Source organism: Limnohabitans sp. Hippo3 (assembly GCF_003063665.1).
Taxonomy (GTDB): Bacteria; Pseudomonadota; Gammaproteobacteria; order Burkholderiales; family Burkholderiaceae_C; genus Limnohabitans_A.
Genome location: NZ_NESF01000001.1, coordinates 928,905 through 945,927 on the forward strand (window position 1 = coordinate 928,905; position 17,023 = coordinate 945,927).

11 protein-coding genes are annotated in these 17,023 nt (G+C 62.2%); 5 read left to right on the plus strand and 6 right to left on the minus strand.

Annotation, left to right across the window (positions count from 1 at the left end; genetic code table 11):
* Positions 1–177 precede the first annotated feature (177 nt).
* From dnaK to B9Z34_RS04345, 3 genes are all read left to right on the plus strand, one after another.
* Positions 178–2,097, plus strand: a complete 1,920-nt coding sequence (dnaK, locus tag B9Z34_RS04335; RefSeq protein ID WP_108426815.1) for a molecular chaperone DnaK — start codon at positions 178–180, stop codon at positions 2,095–2,097.
* Positions 2,098–2,241: 144 nt separating this feature from the next.
* Positions 2,242–3,384: a molecular chaperone DnaJ gene (gene dnaJ / locus B9Z34_RS04340; RefSeq protein ID WP_108426816.1), complete on the plus strand. Its 1,143-nt coding sequence runs from the start codon at positions 2,242–2,244 to the stop codon at positions 3,382–3,384.
* A gap of 296 nt (positions 3,385–3,680) precedes the next feature.
* Positions 3,681–5,045, plus strand: a complete 1,365-nt coding sequence (locus B9Z34_RS04345; RefSeq protein ID WP_108426910.1) for an MBL fold metallo-hydrolase RNA specificity domain-containing protein — start codon at positions 3,681–3,683, stop codon at positions 5,043–5,045.
* Positions 5,046–5,051: 6 nt separating this feature from the next.
* Here B9Z34_RS04345 and B9Z34_RS04350 read toward each other — a convergent pair whose 3' ends face one another.
* Positions 5,052–5,516 carry a DUF1854 domain-containing protein gene (locus tag B9Z34_RS04350; RefSeq protein ID WP_108426817.1) on the minus strand — a complete coding sequence of 155 codons (465 nt, stop codon included), beginning with the start codon at positions 5,514–5,516 and terminating at the stop codon, positions 5,052–5,054.
* On the minus strand, positions 5,513–7,819 hold the full coding sequence (locus B9Z34_RS04355) for an ABC transporter ATP-binding protein (RefSeq protein ID WP_108426818.1): 2,307 nt from the start codon (positions 7,817–7,819) through the stop codon (positions 5,513–5,515). Before B9Z34_RS04355 ends, B9Z34_RS04350 begins: the two co-directional genes overlap by 4 nt.
* Before the next feature lie 133 nt (positions 7,820–7,952).
* Between B9Z34_RS04355 and cphA (B9Z34_RS04360) the strand changes: the two genes are divergently transcribed.
* Positions 7,953–10,127 carry a cyanophycin synthetase gene (gene cphA, locus B9Z34_RS04360; RefSeq protein WP_108426819.1) on the plus strand — a complete coding sequence of 725 codons (2,175 nt, stop codon included), beginning with the start codon at positions 7,953–7,955 and terminating at the stop codon, positions 10,125–10,127.
* A gap of 47 nt (positions 10,128–10,174) precedes the next feature.
* On the plus strand, positions 10,175–12,748 hold the full coding sequence (gene cphA, locus B9Z34_RS04365) for a cyanophycin synthetase (RefSeq protein WP_108426820.1): 2,574 nt from the start codon (positions 10,175–10,177) through the stop codon (positions 12,746–12,748).
* 2 nt (positions 12,749–12,750) lie between these two features.
* On the opposite strand, the gene B9Z34_RS04370 is transcribed toward cphA (B9Z34_RS04365), so the two are convergent.
* The 4 genes from B9Z34_RS04370 to B9Z34_RS04385 all read right to left on the minus strand — a co-directional run.
* Complete coding sequence (locus B9Z34_RS04370) at positions 12,751–13,911, minus strand: acyltransferase (RefSeq protein ID WP_158268703.1); 1,161 nt, start codon at positions 13,909–13,911, stop codon at positions 12,751–12,753.
* A gap of 28 nt (positions 13,912–13,939) precedes the next feature.
* Complete coding sequence (locus B9Z34_RS04375) at positions 13,940–14,893, minus strand: nitronate monooxygenase family protein (RefSeq protein WP_108426822.1); 954 nt, start codon at positions 14,891–14,893, stop codon at positions 13,940–13,942.
* Positions 14,894–14,924: 31 nt separating this feature from the next.
* Positions 14,925–16,715, minus strand: a complete 1,791-nt coding sequence (locus B9Z34_RS04380; RefSeq protein WP_108426823.1) for an acyl-CoA dehydrogenase — start codon at positions 16,713–16,715, stop codon at positions 14,925–14,927.
* Between the two features lie 75 nt (positions 16,716–16,790).
* Positions 16,791–17,023 (minus strand): electron transfer flavoprotein subunit alpha/FixB family protein (locus B9Z34_RS04385; RefSeq protein ID WP_199220053.1); only part of this gene is annotated, 233 nt, incomplete at its 5' end.

The following is a 17,023-nucleotide window of genomic DNA, read 5'->3' on the forward strand; positions in this document are numbered from 1 at the left end:
ACCCAAACTGTCACCCCGGACTTGATCCGGGGTCCATGACTTCAAACGGATGGATCCCGGCTCGGGGGCCGGGATGACAGCCAATATGACCTTTTTGGGCGTAAGGGGACTTGAAAAGCATTCACCCCGCCCCAACTGCAAAACATCTGTACTTTTAACCAATTTCGGAGCATCAAAATGGGAAGAATCATCGGTATTGACCTGGGCACCACCAACTCGTGCGTGGCCATCATGGAAGGCAACACGACCAAAGTGATCGAGAACGCCGAAGGCGCTCGCACCACCCCGTCGATCATTGCGTACCAGGAAGACGGCGAAATCCTGGTCGGTGCCTCGGCCAAGCGACAGGCGGTGACCAACCCCAAAAACACGCTCTACGCGGTCAAGCGCCTGATCGGTCGCAAATTTGCCGAGAAGGAAGTCCAAAAGGACATCGACCTGATGCCCTACACCATCACCAAGGCCGACAATGGCGATGCCTGGGTTGAGGTGCGCGGCAACAAACTGGCCCCACCCCAGATCAGCGCTGAAATCCTGCGCAAGATGAAGAAAACCGCCGAAGACTACCTCGGCGAAGAAGTGACCGAGGCCGTCATCACGGTGCCCGCTTACTTCAACGACGCCCAGCGCCAGGCCACCAAGGACGCTGGCCGCATCGCCGGTCTGGACGTCAAGCGCATTATCAACGAGCCCACCGCTGCAGCCCTGGCCTTTGGCCTGGACAAGCAGGAAAAAGGCGACCGCAAAATCGCGGTGTATGACCTGGGTGGCGGCACCTTCGACGTGTCCATCATCGAGATCGCCGATGTCGATGGCGAAAAGCAGTTCGAAGTGCTGTCCACCAACGGCGACACTTTCCTGGGCGGCGAAGACTTCGACCAGCGCATCATCGACTTCATCATTGCCGAGTTAAAGAAAGAATCCGGCGTGGACCTGACCAAGGACGTGCTGGCCCTGCAGCGCCTGAAAGAAGCCGCTGAAAAGGCCAAGATCGAGCTGTCCAGCTCGGCCTCGACCGACGTCAACCTGCCTTACATCACGGCCGATGCCACAGGCCCCAAACACCTGAACATCAAGCTGACCCGTGCCAAGCTGGAGCAGCTGGTGGAAGAGCTGATCGAGCGCACCATCGCCCCCTGCCGCATGGCCATCAAGGATGCTGGCGTGTCGGTCTCCGACATCCACGACGTGATCCTGGTGGGCGGCATGAGCCGCATGCCCAAGGTGCAGGAGAAGGTCAAGGAGTTCTTCGGCAAAGAGCCCCGCAAGGACGTGAACCCCGACGAAGCCGTGGCCGTGGGCGCTGCGATCCAGGGCCAGGTCTTGTCTGGCGACCGCACCGACGTGCTGCTGCTCGACGTGACACCTTTGTCTCTGGGCATCGAAACCATGGGCGGTGTGATGACCAAGATGATCACCAAGAACACCACCATCCCGACCAAGTTTGCACAGACTTTCTCGACTGCCGAAGACAACCAGCCTGCGGTGACGATCAAGGTGTTCCAGGGTGAGCGCGACATCGCTTCGGGCAATAAATTGCTGGGCGAGTTCAACCTCGAAGGCATCCCACCCGCACCCCGTGGTACGCCTCAGATCGAAGTGTCGTTCGACATCGACGCCAACGGCATCTTGCACGTGGGCGCCAAGGACAAGGGCACCGGCAAGGAAAACAAGATCACGATCAAGGCCAACTCGGGCTTGTCGGAAGAAGAAATTCAGCAAATGGTGAAAGACGCCGAGCTGAACGCGGCCGAAGACAAGAAAAAACTCGAACTGGTGCAGGCCCGCAATGCTGGTGAAGCCGCCGTGCACAGCGTCAAGAAGAGCCTGACAGAGCACGGCGACAAGATCGAGGCGGCCGAAAAGGAAGCCATCGAAACAGCCAGCAAAGCGCTGGAAGAAGCTTTGAAGGGCGAAGACAAAGACGCCATCGAAGCCAAAACCGAAGCGCTGATGACCGCCAGCCAGAAGCTGGGCGAAAAGGTCTACGCCGACATGCAAGCGCAGCAAGCCGCTGCGGGTGCAGGTGCAGCCGAAGCCAAGCCCCAAGACGACAACGTGGTGGACGCGGAAGTCAAGGAAGTCAAAAAGGGCTGATGCCCGCATGGAAGCTGTGGGCCATCCCGTGGGAGCGAGCCCCTGCTCGCGATTGCAATCGGCCACAGGGGTGGCCTCCCACAAACACCCCCAACGTCCCGGGCAAGTCTCGGGACGTTTTTTGCATGTAAAGGCCTGAAAGTCATGGCGACAAAACGAGATTTTTACGAAGTGCTGGGCGTTGCCAAAAACGCTTCAGACGAAGACATCAAAAAGGCTTATCGCAAGCTGGCGATGAAGTACCACCCCGACCGCAACCAGGGGAATGACGCCAAGGCCAAAGACGCCGAAACCAAATTCAAAGAGGTCAAAGAGGCCTACGAGATGCTGTCAGACCCGCAAAAACGCGCGGCTTATGACCAGCATGGCCATGCCGGGGTCGATCCCAATATGCGTGGCGGTGCCGAAGGCTTTGGCGGTTTCGGTGATGCGTTTGGCGACATCTTTGGTGACATTTTTGGTGGCCAGGGCCGCGGTGGGCGCGGCGGCGGGCGTCAAGTGTTCCGGGGTGCGGACCTCAGCTACGCGATGGAGATCACGCTTGAAGAAGCGGCCAACGGCAAGGACTCGCAGCTGCGCATCCCCAGCTGGGACGAGTGCGACACCTGCCACGGCACGGGCGCCAAACCCGGCACCAGCGCCAAGACCTGTTCGACCTGTCACGGCCAAGGCCAGGTGCAGATGCGCCAGGGTTTCTTCAGCGTGCAGCAGACCTGCCCGCACTGCCGGGGCACGGGCAAGATCATCCCCGACCCTTGCGGCACTTGCCACGGGCAAGGCAAGGTCAAGAAACAGAAAACACTGGAAGTCAAAATCCCGGCTGGCATCGACGACGGCATGCGCATCCGCAGCGCGGGCAATGGCGAGCCAGGCACCAATGGCGGGCCACCTGGTGATTTGTTCATCGAGATCCGACTGAAGAAACACGACATCTTCGAGCGCGATGGCGATGACCTGCACTGCGCGGTGCCGATCAGCTTTTCCAAAGCGGCTTTGGGCGGTGAGATCGAGGTGCCGACCCTGGGCGGCAAAGCGGCGATCGACATTCCAGAAGGCACCCAGACGGGCAAGCAGTTCCGCTTGCGCGGCAAAGGCATCAAGGGTGTGCGCGGCAGCTACCCAGGCGACTTGTATTGCCACATCACGGTGGAAACCCCGGTCAAGCTCACTGAGCACCAGAAAAAGCTGCTCAAGGAGTTTGAAGAGTCCCTGAAAAAAGGCGGCGGCAAACACCAGCCCAGTGGCGAGAGCTGGACCGACAAGCTCAAGGGTTTCTTCGGCGGCTGAACTGCGTTCGTCTCTCCCGACCTGTCGGGGTTCATGCCTTCGACCACCATGGATACCCGCATTCGCGGGCATGACACTTGAATGGTCATCCCCGACCTGATCGGGGATCCATGCCTTCGGCCGCACTGGATGCGGGCATGACAATTGAATGGTCACCCCCGACCCGATCAGGGGTCCATGTCTTCGACTGCCATGGATACCCGCCTTCGCGGGTATGACAAGATGGCTTTGTTGTACCCCACCGGGGTTTGACTTGCGTCAAGCAGGCTTTTGCTTTTGAAGGCAGCATGCGAAGCATGAGCGCCACCATCACCTTCCTCGGCGGAGCCGACACCGTCACCGGCTCCAAATACCTGATCGAGCACAACCAGAAACGGCTGCTGGTCGATTGCGGGCTGTTTCAGGGTTACAAACAGCTGCGCCTGCGCAACTGGAACCACCTGCCCGCGAACCCGGCTCACATTGACGCGTTGGTGCTGACCCATGCGCACCTGGACCACAGCGGCTACTTGCCATTGCTGGTCAAAAACGGTTTTCGGGGCCGGGTGCATGCCACCTCGGCCACTTGCGATCTGGCCAGCATTCTGCTGCCCGACAGTGGGCACATTCAGGAAGAAGATGCTTTTTTTGCCAACCGGCACGGCTTTTCCAAACACGCACCGGCCCTGCCGCTGTACACCAAGCAAGAGGCCATCCACTGCCTGAAACAATTGCGCGCAGAACACCAGGGCCAGTGGTTCGAGCCCATTCGGGGCTGGAAGGCGCGCTTTCAGCCCGCCGGGCACATTCTGGGTGCGGCAAGTTTGCTGCTCAATGTGGCAGGTCGGCGCATTCTGTTTTCTGGCGATCTGGGCCGACCCGACGATCCGCTGATGAACCCGCCGGAGCCACCACCGCAGGCCGACACGGTCTTGATCGAGTCCACCTATGGTGACCGCCAGCACCCCAAGGAAAAGCTATTCGAGGAGCTCGGGCCGCTCTTGAAAAAACTGGCCGCTCGCGGCGGTGTGGCCGTGGTGCCGGTCTTTGCCGTGGGGCGTGCGCAGGCCGTGCTGCACACCATCGCGCAGCTCAAAGCGGCCGGGGAAATTCCCAAAGGTTTGCCGATTTTTCTGGACAGCCCGATGGCGATCCACACCACGGCCTTGTTTGAACGCCACCCGGGTGAGCACCGCCTGAGCGTGCAGGAAGTGCGCAACATGGACCATGTGGCCACCATGCTGGAGACGCCTGAACAATCCAAGTCACTGGCACGGCGGCACGGCCCGATGGTGATCCTGGCGGCCAGCGGCATGGCCACGGGTGGGCGGGTGCTGCACCACCTGGCACAATACGCGGGCGACCACCGCAACATGGTGATCCTGACGGGCTACCAAGCGCCGGGCACACGCGGTGCAGCGCTGGCCAATGGCCACAGCACCCTCCGCATCCACGCGCAGGATGTGGCGGTGCGGGCCGAGGTGGCGCAAATCGAATCGGCCTCAGCCCATGCCGACGCGAACCAGCTGCTGAGCTGGTTGCACAAAATGCCCAGCGCACCCGGGCAGGTGTATGTGGTGCATGGCGAGCGCGAGGCGTCCGACATGCTGCGCCAGCGCATCGAGCACGAGATCAAATGGCGTGCGCTGGTGCCTGAACAGGGCTCGGTCTGGCCTCTTTGAGGCCGCTCAGAGGAACCGGTCCAGCAGTTTGCGCGAATGCTTGTCCATGGCCGCCAGGTCGCGGATCATGAACTGCACCCCATTGGCGTCGTTGATCAGCAGCACCGTGCCCGTCAAGCGCCGGATGTCTTCTTCCCCCTTGAGCAAAAACTGTGTGCTGCCCCGGTCGGTGAGCACCGACCAGGTGCTGGGCGTGGCGAAGCTGCTGACATCGGTCAGCTGAAGGATTTCTGGCAAGAACTCCCGCTCGTTCAGGGCCTGGATGACCTGGGAGCGCAGAGCGGATGCCAGCTGGTCCAAGGCATCGATCCAGAAAATCTCGTGCCCGTCGGCATCCATCAGCGCCACCCCTTCGTCCGGCGCGGACACCGGGTAGGCGCGCAAGGCGGTCACAGGAACGTGTCGCGTGCCATCGGGCAGCTGCAGGACCCAGCGGCCAAAGGCGTCGCGTTGCAAATCAAAGGGGTTCATGCGATCACCTTCTTGTCTTCGTCGCTGCCACCCAACACCGCCTCGGCTTCGGCCTGGCGCTGCTGCGCTTCGTACAAACGCCAGTAAGCGCCTTGGGCCTCGATGAGCGCGTCGTGCGTCCCCTCTTCGACCACCAGCCCTTTGTCCATGACCACCAGACGGTCGGCCTTGCGCAAAGTGGACAGTCGGTGCGCGATGGCAATCGTCGTGCGCCCGCGCACCAGGTTGTCCAGCGCTTTTTGAATCTCTTTTTCGGTCTCGGTGTCCACGGCCGAGGTGGCCTCGTCCAGGATGAGGATGCGGGGGTTGATGAGCAAAGCACGGGCAATCGAGATGCGCTGGCGCTCACCGCCCGACAAACCCTGACCGCGCTCGCCCACCAGGGAGTCGTAACCCTGCGGCATGCGCAAGATGAACTCGTGGGCATGGGCTGCACGGGCAGCGGCCACGATCTCTTCGCGGGTGGCTTCGGGCTTGCCGTAGGCGATGTTGTCGGCGATGGTGCCGAAGAACAAGAATGGCTCTTGCAGCACCAGACCAATCTGGCGGCGGTAGTCGGCCACCTTGAGCTGGCGGATGTCGGTGCCATCGAGCTCGATGGCACCATCGCTCAGGTCATAAAAGCGGCAGATCAGGTTGACCAGCGTGCTCTTGCCCGAGCCACTGTGGCCCACCAGGCCAATCATCTGGCCGGGTTGGATGTCGAGGTTGAGCTGGCGGATCACCGCGCGGTTGCCATAGCGAAAGCCCGCATCGCGCACCGTGATGCGACCTTGCACACGCGTTGGCAAGGCCACAGGGCTGAGCGGCTCGGGCACGCTGGAGACATGGTCGAGGATGTCAAAAATGCGCTTGGCACCGGATGCGGCCTTTTGGGTGTTGGAGACGATCCGGCTCATCGAATCGAGGCGGCTGTAAAAGCGCCCGATGTAGGCCAAAAACGCGGTCAGGACACCGACCGTGATCTGGTCGTCCGACACCAGCCAGATGCCAAAACCCCACACCACCAGCAGGCCGATTTCGGTCATCAGCGTCACCGTGGGCGAGAACAGCGACCAGACGCGGTTGAGCCGGTCGTTGACCTGCAGGTTGTGCGCGTTGGCGTCCTTGAAACGTTGGGCTTCGCGATCTTCCTGTGCGAAGGCTTTGACCACCCGGATGCCGGGGATGGTGTCGGTCAGGACGTTGGTCACTTCGGCCCACACGCGGTCAATTTTCTCGAAACCGGTGCGCAGCTTTTCGCGCACCACATGGATCAGCCAGGCGATGAAGGGCAAGGGCAGCAAGGTCACCAAAGCCAAGGTCGGGTTGATGGTGAACAAGATGATGGCCGTCATCAGGATCATCAAGACGTCGGTGGCAAAGTCCAGCAGGTGCAGCGACAAAAAGACGTTGATGCGGTCGGTCTCGCTGCCGATGCGGGCAATCAGATCGCCTGTGCGCCGCCCGCCAAAATACTCCAGCGACAGCTTGAGCAAATGGTCGTACGTGGTGGTGCGCAGGTCGGCCCCGATGCGCTCGGACACCAAGGCCAGGATGTAGGTTTTGGCCCAGCCCAGACCCCAGGCCAGCAGGGCTGAACCGAACAAGCCCAGCAAATACAGAGAGACCAGACCGGGGTCAATGGCCTGACCGTTTTGGTAAGGGATGAGGATGTCATCCATCAAGGGCATGGTCAGGTAGGGCGGCACCAAGGTGGCGGCGGTGGCGGCCAGGGTGAGCAAAAATCCGGCCAACAAGGAGCGCTGGTAGGGCCGGGCAAATCGCCACAATTTGAACAGCGTCCAGGTCGAAGGCGGCGCCAAGTCTTCACGGCCGCAGCTGGGACAATCCTCGTCTTCGTCGCTCATGACCGTCTGGCAAACCGGGCAGACCGAGCCCGACAGCACGGACTGCAAAGGTCGCCCCTGTTCAGCGCTGCCCCATTGGGCCAATTGGCTATCGAACTGCGCGACCCAGCGGGCCACGGCAGCCTGCAAGCCCAAGGTGAAACGCCACACGGCCAGCTGTCCCTCGGCATTGCTCATGGTGAGGCAGCCCACACCCGCATGGTCCGTGAGTTTCAAGGCCAAACCCGGCTGCAAAGCCCAGCTGGACCAGTTTTTTTCACCTTCGGGCCGGGATAGGACCCGCCGATCGGTCAAAATGATGGCACTTTTGGCAAATCGCAAGCTGCTGTCAAGGTCAACCTCCAACCAGGCTGTTGCGTTTTCATCAGGTTGCAGACAAGAATGGACTTCAACCTGCCAAGCGTCGGGCAGAACCTGACGGGATGCAGCGGCCAAAGAAGAAGTTGATGTCATTGAAGGATGAACCGGAAACAACTCGAACGACCCCGGTGGCCGGCGAGACAAAAAAACAACCATGGATGCCGCCCACGACTGCACCTGTACTGCCCATGACGGGCGGGTCATTGTATAGCCGCCCTTTTCACGCATGAACGCCAAAAACATTCAATTTCTGCGCATGACCCATTTGCGCGGCCCCAACATCTGGACTTATCGTCCTGTCTTGGAAGCACTGATCGACATCGGCGATCTGGAAGACGCACCCTCCAACACCTTGCCAGGCTTCAACGAACGTTTGACGGCCTGGTTGCCCGGCTTGATCGAGCACCGCTGCAGCGTGGGTGAACGCGGCGGCTTCTTGCAACGGCTGGCGCAAGGCACCTGGGCCGGTCACGTGCTCGAACACGTGGCACTGGAGCTGCAAACCCAGGCCGGCATGCAAACCGGCTTTGGCAAAGCCCGCGAAGCCGGTCCCCGGGGCGTCTACAAAGTCGTCATCCGCACCCGCCATGAAGCGGTCAGCCGCAGCGCCCTCGAAACCGCACGCGACCTGATTTTGGCGGCCATTGAAGACCGCCCCTTTGACGTGCCGGGCCAAATCAACCGCCTCAAGCAAATGGTCGACAGCCTGTGCATCGGCCCCAGCACGGCCAGCATCGTGGACGCGGCCAGCGAACGCGGCATTCCCGCCATCCGCCTCAATGACGGCAACCTGGTGCAATTGGGCCATGGCGCTCAGCAGCGCCGCATCTGGACCGCCGAAACCGACCGCACCAGCGCGATCGCCGAGGGCATCTCCAAGGACAAGGACCTCACCAAACAACTGCTCAGCATGTGTGGCGTGCCTGTGCCCTCCGGCCAGATCGTGGACAGCCCCGCTGCCGCTTGGGCCGCCGCGCAGGACATTGGCCTGCCCGTGTGCGTCAAACCCACCGACGGCAACCACGCCCGAGGCGTCTCCCTAGAACTGTCCAAACAGGAAGACATCGAAGCCGCTTACGACATTGCCCTGGCCGAGGGCAGCGAAGTCATTGTCGAAAGTTTCATCCGCGGAGAAGAACACCGCCTGCTGGTGGTCGGCGACCAAGTGGCCGCCGCCAACAAAGGCGAAACCGCCAGCGTGGTGGGCGATGGCGTGCACACGGTGGCCGAGCTGATCGAGCTGCAGATCAACTCCGACCCTCGCCGCGGCGAAGAGGAAGACTTTCCGCTCGACACCATTCGGCTCGACGAGCACACCACCTCGGTGCTGGAGCTCAAACGCCAAGGCCTGACAGCCGACAGCGTGCCCGAAAAGGACCGGACTGTGCTGATCATGCGCACAGGCAACATGGCGCTGGACGTGACCGATGAAGTCCACCCCGAAGTGGCTGCGCAAGCCGTGCTAGCCGCCCGCGTGGTGGGCCTGGACATCGCGGGCGTCGATCTGGTGGCGCAAGACATCTCCCAGCCCCTGGCCGCGCAAGGTGGCGCGATTGTTGAAGTCAATGCCGGGCCCGGTTTGTTGATGCACCTCAAACCCGCTGTGGGTCAACCCCGCCCGGTAGGCCAGGCGATCGCCAACCATTTGTTCCAGCCCACAGAAACCGGCCGCATTCCGGTGGTGGGCCTCATGGGCGATGGCGACACCACCCGCCCCGCCAAACTGGTGGCTTGGCTGCTGCACCTCAAAGGCCTCTACACGGGCCTGGCCTGTGCCGATGGGCTCTACATGAACCAGCGTCAGCTGCAAAGCCAGGGCGGCATGGATTGGGACAACGCCCAGCGACTTTTGATCAACCGCTCGGTCCAAACGGCTGTGTTCGAAAGCGATGTCCGCCATTTGCTGGCCGAAGGCTTGCCCTACGACCGCTGCCAGGTCGGTGTGGTTACGCGTATGCCCAAGGCGCAAGGTCTGGACGATCTGTACCCAGGCAGCGACGAAAAAATGCCCACTTATGTGCGCACCCAGGTCGACGTGGTCTTACCCCATGGCACCGCCGTGCTCAATGCCGCCGATGCGCAAGTCGCAGAGCTGGCCAGCTACTGCGATGGCAGTGTGATCTTTTATGCCGACGATGAAAACAACTCGCGACTTGCGGCGCACCGCGCCGAAGGCGGCCGCGTGGCTTTCTGGCGCGATGGGCAACTGGTCTTGGGTGAAGGCCAGCGCGAGTCGCTCGTGCTGTCGGCCAAACGACCCGCCGTGGCGCGTCTGCTGCAAGACGGCAAGCTGGGCACCGACGACATGCTGATCGCCGCCAGCGTGGCCTGGGCGCTGGACATCAGCACGGACCTCATCCGTGCTGGCGTCAAAAGCTTCGGCCAGAACACCTCTCACTAACACCCGACGAGCCCTTCGGCCTTACCGCATCACAGGAATCCTGGTTCATGGAAGTGTCAAGAATTCGCGCACTGCGCGGCCCCAATCTGTGGAGCCGTCACACGGCCATTGAAGCCATAGTGACCTGCCCCGAGGCCGAACGCAGCCTGGCGCCCAATCACCCGATCGAACAGCGCTTGCGCCGCATCTTCCCCGAAGTCGGCCCCATCGAGGGCAGCCGCCCGGGCCAAGCCCCCTCCATGGCGCACGCCCTCGAAAAAGTCACGCTGGCCCTGCAAGTGCAAGCCGGCTGCCCCGTGACCTTCAGCCGGACCACGGCCACCGAAGAATCGGGCGTTTACCAGGTGGTGGTGCAGTACTCCGAAGAAGCGGTGGGCCGCCTGGCGCTGGAGCTGGCAGAGCAGCTGTGCAAAGCGGCCATGGCCTCCCATGGCTTTGACCTGGAAAACGCCTTGGCCCAACTGCACGAGCTGGACGAAGACGTGCGCCTGGGGCCTTCCACCGGCTCGATCGTGGACGCGGCCGTGGCCCGCGGGATTCCATTCCGACGCCTGACCGATGGCAGCCTGGTGCAATTTGGCTGGGGCTCGCAGCAGCGGCGCATCCAGGCCGCTGAAGTCGACTCCACCAGCGCCATCGCCGAATCGATTGCCCAGGACAAGGACCTGACCAAAAAGCTGCTGCACGCGGCGGGTGTGCCTGTGCCCTTGGGTCGCCCTGCGCAAACACCCGACGAAGCCTGGGCCATTGCCCTGGAAGTGGGCCTGCCCGTGGTGGTCAAACCGCAAGACGGCAACCAAGGCAAAGGCGTGACGGTCAACATCACCGAACGCTCGGCTTTCGACAACGCCTACGCCACAGCCGAGCGCTATGGCACCGTGATGGTTGAAAAGTTCCTGCCCGGCCACGATTACCGCCTGCTGGTGGTGGGCAACAAGCTGATCGCTGCGGCCCGCCGCGAGCCCCCTTTGGTGGTGGGCGATGGCAAGCACACGGTGCGCCAGCTGGTGGATCTGGTGAATGCCGACCCCCGTCGCGGCACAGGCCACTCCACCTCGCTGACCAAGATCCGGTTTGACGACATCGCCATTGGCCGTCTGCACGCCCAGGACCTGGAGCCCGAATCGGTGCCCGAAAAAGGCCGCCGTGTGATCTTGCGCAACAACGCCAACCTCTCGACGGGCGGCAGCGCCACGGATGTGACCGACGACGTGCACCCCGAAGTAGCCGCCCGGGTGGTGGAAGCTGCGCAAATGGTGGGCCTCGATATTTGCGGTGTGGACGTGGTCTGCGAATCCGTGCTGCGCCCGCTGGAAGAGCAAAACGGTGGCATCGTCGAAGTCAATGCCGCCCCGGGCTTGCGCATGCACATCAGCCCGTCTTATGGCAAGGGCCGCGATGTGGGCAACGCGGTCATTGACCAGATGTTTCCGAACGGTGCCACAGGCCGCATTCCCGTGATCGCGGTGACGGGCACCAACGGCAAAACCACCACCGTGCGCCTGACGGCCCACCTGCTCAAGGCGCAAGGTCTGCGCGTGGGCATGACCAACACCGATGGTGTTTACGTCAATGGTCGCCAGACCGACTCGGGCGACTGCAGCGGCCCGCGCAGTGCCCGCAATGTGCTGATGCACCCCGATGTGGATGCTGCCGTGTTCGAGACCGCCCGTGGCGGCCTGCTGCGCGAAGGTTTGGCCTTTGACCGCTGTAACGTGGCCATCGTGACCAACCTGGGCGGTGGCGATCACCTGGGCTTGAACTACATCACCACGCTGGAAGACCTGTCGGTCCTCAAGCGCGTGATCGTGCTCAACGTGGCGCAAAACGGCATGGCGGTGCTCAACGCCGCCGATCCGGCCGTCGCCTCCATGGCACCCCATTGCCCGGGCGATGTGACCTTTTTCGCCCTCGATGGCAACCAGCCCGTGCTGGCGACACACCGTGCACAAGGCAAACGCGTGGTGTTCACCGAAGACGGTCACATCGTGGCCCAAAAGGGCAAGCAGGTGTTCCGCATCCCCCTGTCCCAAGTGCCCCTGACCCGACAAGGCCAAATTGGCTTCCAGACGGAAAACGTCATGGCCGCCATCGGTGCGGCCTGGGCGGTCGGTGTACCGTGGGAGGCCATCGCTCAGGGCGTGGCTACCTTCATCAGCGACATCCAGGGCGTGCCCGGCCGTTTCAATGTGTTTGACTACCGGGGTGCGACCCTGATTGCCGACTACGGTCACAACCCGGACGCCATCCAGGCGCTGGTGCAGGCCATCGACAACATGCCCGCCGAAAAGCGCATGGTGGTCATCAGCGGCGCTGGGGATCGGCGCGACCAGGACATCCGCGACCAGACCAAGATTCTGGGCCAAGCCTTTGATGAAGTCTTGCTCTACCAGGATGCCTGTCAACGCGGCCGGGAAGACGGCGAGGTGATTGCCTTGCTGCGCGAAGGCCTGCAAGGCGCTGTACGCACCACGCACGTCCAGGACATCCAGGGTGAGTTCAACGCCATCGACATCGCACTCTCTCGCTTGTCAGCGGGTGATTTGTGCCTGATCCTGATCGACCAGGTGGAAGAGGCCCTGGCCTACATCACCGAAAAAGTCAAAGCCTCGGAAGCCTGACTTCAGGCCGGGTTGATGAGCAGGGCCAGCGCCACGCTGGCCTTGAACACACCGGCCCACAGCCACCACCGCCACCAAGTCGGTGCGTGGCGCTCGACCAAGCGGTAGAGCAGCGCACCACACAGCACGGACAGCAGCAAGGCGATCAGCATGCCCAGCACGTTGGCCCACAACGCCTCGGGCCACAGTGCTGTGACCGCTGCATTCACCAGCAGGCTGACACCGAAATGGATCAGGAAGACCGAGTAAGACACCTTGGACAACCACTGCACCATCTCCTGCGCTGCTGAAAACCGCAGCGCCTCGCCAGAGAACCAGCGGGCTGGGACAGCGATCAGCAAACAGGCGATGCCCCAGGCCACCGCCACGCGCCAACGCGGCTCCAGCCACCAGGCCACCCCGCCCAACACCAGCAGCAGCGCCCACACGCCCCAACGCTGGCTCGGCCCATGGGGCAAGCTGGCACGCCGCCGCGCGTCCCAAGCCAGCAAACCCAGACCATAAGCACCAAAGAAATAAAGCCCATGGTCGTCCAGATCGGGATGCAGGTTCCACCACCACAAGGAGGCACAGGTCAAACCCAGCCACAGGCCCCATCGCCAAGCCTGCGCCAAGTACGGCGACTGCGCATGACCACAGAGCTTCACCACCATCAGGCTGAGCAGAGCCATCGCATACAACTGAAAGTCGATGGCCACGTACCAGATGCCCGCCGACAAGGCCTCTAGGTCCAGCACGTGCTGCAGCAGCACCATGTGCGCCAGCGCTTGACCCCACTCAGGCGGTGCAGACAGGCTGGCATGGTCAAAATCGGGGCGAAGCCATTCAGTGACCAGCACCGTGAAACTGAGCGCGGCCAGCAAGGGAATGGCCAGGCGCAAATAACGCTGCCACGCCAGCTTCAGGGCCTCGGACGGCGAGAGAGATGCGTAACGCGCGAGGCTGCCCGCCGTGAGAAAACCCGCGCACACCAGGAAAAACTGGACCGCCAGACGACCATGGTCATAGAGCCAGCTGACCGTTGCAGGCCAGGCGATGGCGACCACATCCGACATGGGCCCATAGAACGCCATATGGTGCAACACGATCAGCAAGCACCCCGCGGCCTTGATCGCATCGATCAAAAAAGAGCGCCCCGAAGGGCGCTGCTGGGTGCTCTGCAAAACGGGGCTCAACAAAGCGTGCGGTGGCTCAAAGCGCCAATCGGGCGCGTGCCGCCTGGTATTGGGCCTTGAGCTGGGCCACCAGATCGGCGGTGCTTTGCACCGACTGGACAGCGCCAATGCCTTGGCCGCAGCCCCAGATGTCTTTCCAGGCTTTCTTGGCGTCACCACCAAAGTTCATCTTGCTCGGGTCGGACTCGGGCAGGTTCTCGGGGTCAAGGCCTGCCGCACGGATGGACGGGGCCAGGTAATTGCCGTGCACGCCCGTGAACAGGTTGCTGTAGACGATGTCGTCCGAATTGCAATCAACGATGGCTTTTTTGTAGTCTTCGGCCGCACGCGCTTCGTGCGTGGCAATGAAGGCCGAACCGATGTAGGCAAAGTCTGCCCCCATGGCTTGCGCGGCCAAAATGGCGTCGCCCGATGCAATCGAACCCGACAAGGCCACTGGACCATCGAACCACTGGCGAATTTCCTGAATCAGGGCAAACGGGCTTTTCACACCCGCATGGCCGCCAGCGCCGGCCGCGACAGCGATCAGGCCGTCCGCACCCTTCTCGATCGCTTTGTGCGCGAACTTGTTGTTGATGATGTCGTGCATCACCACACCGCCATAGCTGTGCGCGGCCTGGTTAATCTCTTCGCGAGCACCCAGCGAAGTGATGATGATCGGCACCTTGTACTTCACGCACATGGCCATGTCGTGCTCCAGGCGGTCATTGCTCTTGTGCACGATCTGGTTGATGGCAAAGGGGGCCGCAGGCTTGTCGGGGTGGGCCGCGTTGTAGGCCGCCAGCGTCTCGGTGATCTCGGCCAGCCAGTCTTCGAGTTGCGCCGCTGGACGGGCATTGAGCGCCGGCATGGAGCCGACCACACCCGCCTTGCACTGCTCAATCACCAGCTTGGGGTTGCTGATGATGAACAGGGGCGATGCGATGACGGGAAATGGCAGGTTCGCGAGCACAGGGGGCAGCTTGGACATGGGGTCTCCTTGGAATTTTTCGTGATCGGTTTCAGAAAGCGTCCAGCGCCATCGCGGTCACGCTGCCCGCACCTTCGACGATGCTGTCGCGAATGCCGGGGGCCTTGGACAGGATGTGGTCGGCGTAAAAACGCGCTGTCGTCACTTTAGCGGCCATGAAGGCCGCGTCTTGCGCCTGCGCTTCGGGGGTCAGGGCCACCAGCAAGGCCCGGCCCAGTTGCCAGCCGGCCATCAGGTTGCCCGCCAGCATGAGGTAAGGCACGCTGCCTGCAAACACGTCGTTGGGGTGGGCCTTGGTGTTGCCCGCCACAAAGTCGACCACGTCCACAAAGGCTTCACGGGCGGCTTTGAGGCGCTTGGCCACGGCCTGTGCGTCGGCATTGCCTGAAGCGGCCAATTCGCTTTCGGTTTGCGCCACTTGCGCGGCCAGCGCCTTGGCGGTCTGGCCGCCGTCGCGTGCGGTCTTGCGGCCGACCAGGTCATTGGCCTGGATGGCGGTCGTGCCTTCGTAAATCGTCAGGATCTTGGCATCGCGGTAGTACTGCGCTGCGCCGGTTTCCTCGATGAAACCCATGCCGCCGTGCACCTGCACGCCCAGGCTGGTGACTTCCAGGCTCATCTCGGTGCTGTAGCCCTTGACCAGGGGCACCATGAATTCATAGAAAGCCTGGTTTTGCTTGCGCACTTCGGCATCGGGATGGTGGTGCGAGGCGTCGTAGGCCGCAGCGGCTGTGGAGGCCATGGCGCGGCAGCCCTCTGTGTAGGCCCGCATGGTCATCAGCATGCGGCGCACATCGGGGTGGTGAATGATGGGGCCAGCACCGGGCAAGCTGCCGTCCACCGGGCGGCTTTGCACGCGGTCGCGGGCGTATTGCACGGCACGCTGGTACGAACGCTCGGCGATCGCAATGCCCTGCACACCCACCGCGTAACGGGCGGCGTTCATCATGATGAACATGTATTCGAGGCCACGGTTTTCCTGGCCCACCAGATAACCCACGCCACCACCGTGGTCACCGAACTGCAGCACCGCCGTGGGGCTGGCCTTGATGCCCATCTTGTGCTCGATGCTCACGCAATGTACGTCGTTGCGATCGCCCAAAGAGCCGTCGGCCTTGACCAGGAACTTGGGCACCACGAACAGGCTGATGCCCTTGACGCCCTCGGGTGCGCCCACCACACGGGCCAGCACCAGGTGCACGATGTTTTCGGCCATGTCGTGCTCACCGTAGGTGATGTAGATCTTGGTGCCGAAAATTTTGTAAGTGCCATCGGGCTGCGGCTCGGCGCGGGTGCGCACGGCGGCCAGGTCGGAGCCCGCTTGCGGCTCGGTCAGGTTCATGGTGCCGGTCCACTGGCCAGAGATCAGCTTTTCCAGGTAAGTGGCTTTGAGCTCGTCCGAGCCTGCGGTCAGCAGCGCTTCGATCGCGCCATCGGTGAGCAAGGGGCACAGCGCAAAAGCCATGTTGGCCGAGTTGAGCATTTCGCCGCAAGCTGCGCCAATGGTTTTGGGCAAGCCTTGGCCACCAAAGTCGGCCGGGTGCTGCAGCCCTTGCCAGCCGCCTTCGGCGTACTGCTGGTAAGCCTCCTTGAAGCCGGGCGTGGTGGTGACGCCGCTGCCGTTGTGGAAGGACGGGTTCTTGTCGCCTTCCCAGTTCAGCGGCGAGATCACGTCCTGGTTGAGCTTGGCGCACTCCTCCAAAACCGCTTGCGCGGTTTCCAGACCGGCATCTTCAAAGCCGGGAATCTGTGCGATCTGGTCGATGCGGGCCAAGTGCTCGATGTTGAAAAGCATGTCCTTGAGGGGGGCGATGTAGCTCATGAAAGTCTCCTGTCAGTCTGGGGTCGGGTACAAAAAAGACCTCTCAGGGAGGCCTTTTTTGCAGTCATCAAATGATCACAGTGCTTGGGTCAGTTCAGGCACTGCAGCAAACAGATCGGCTTCGAGGCCGAAGTCGGCCACACTGAAGATCGGCGCCTCAGGGTCCTTGTTGATCGCCACGATCACCTTCGAATCCTTCATGCCCGCCAGGTGCTGGATCGCACCCGAGATGCCCGCTGCGATGTACAGCTGCGGCGCGACGATCTTGCCGGTCTGGCCAACCTGCAGATCGTTGGCGGCGTAACCGG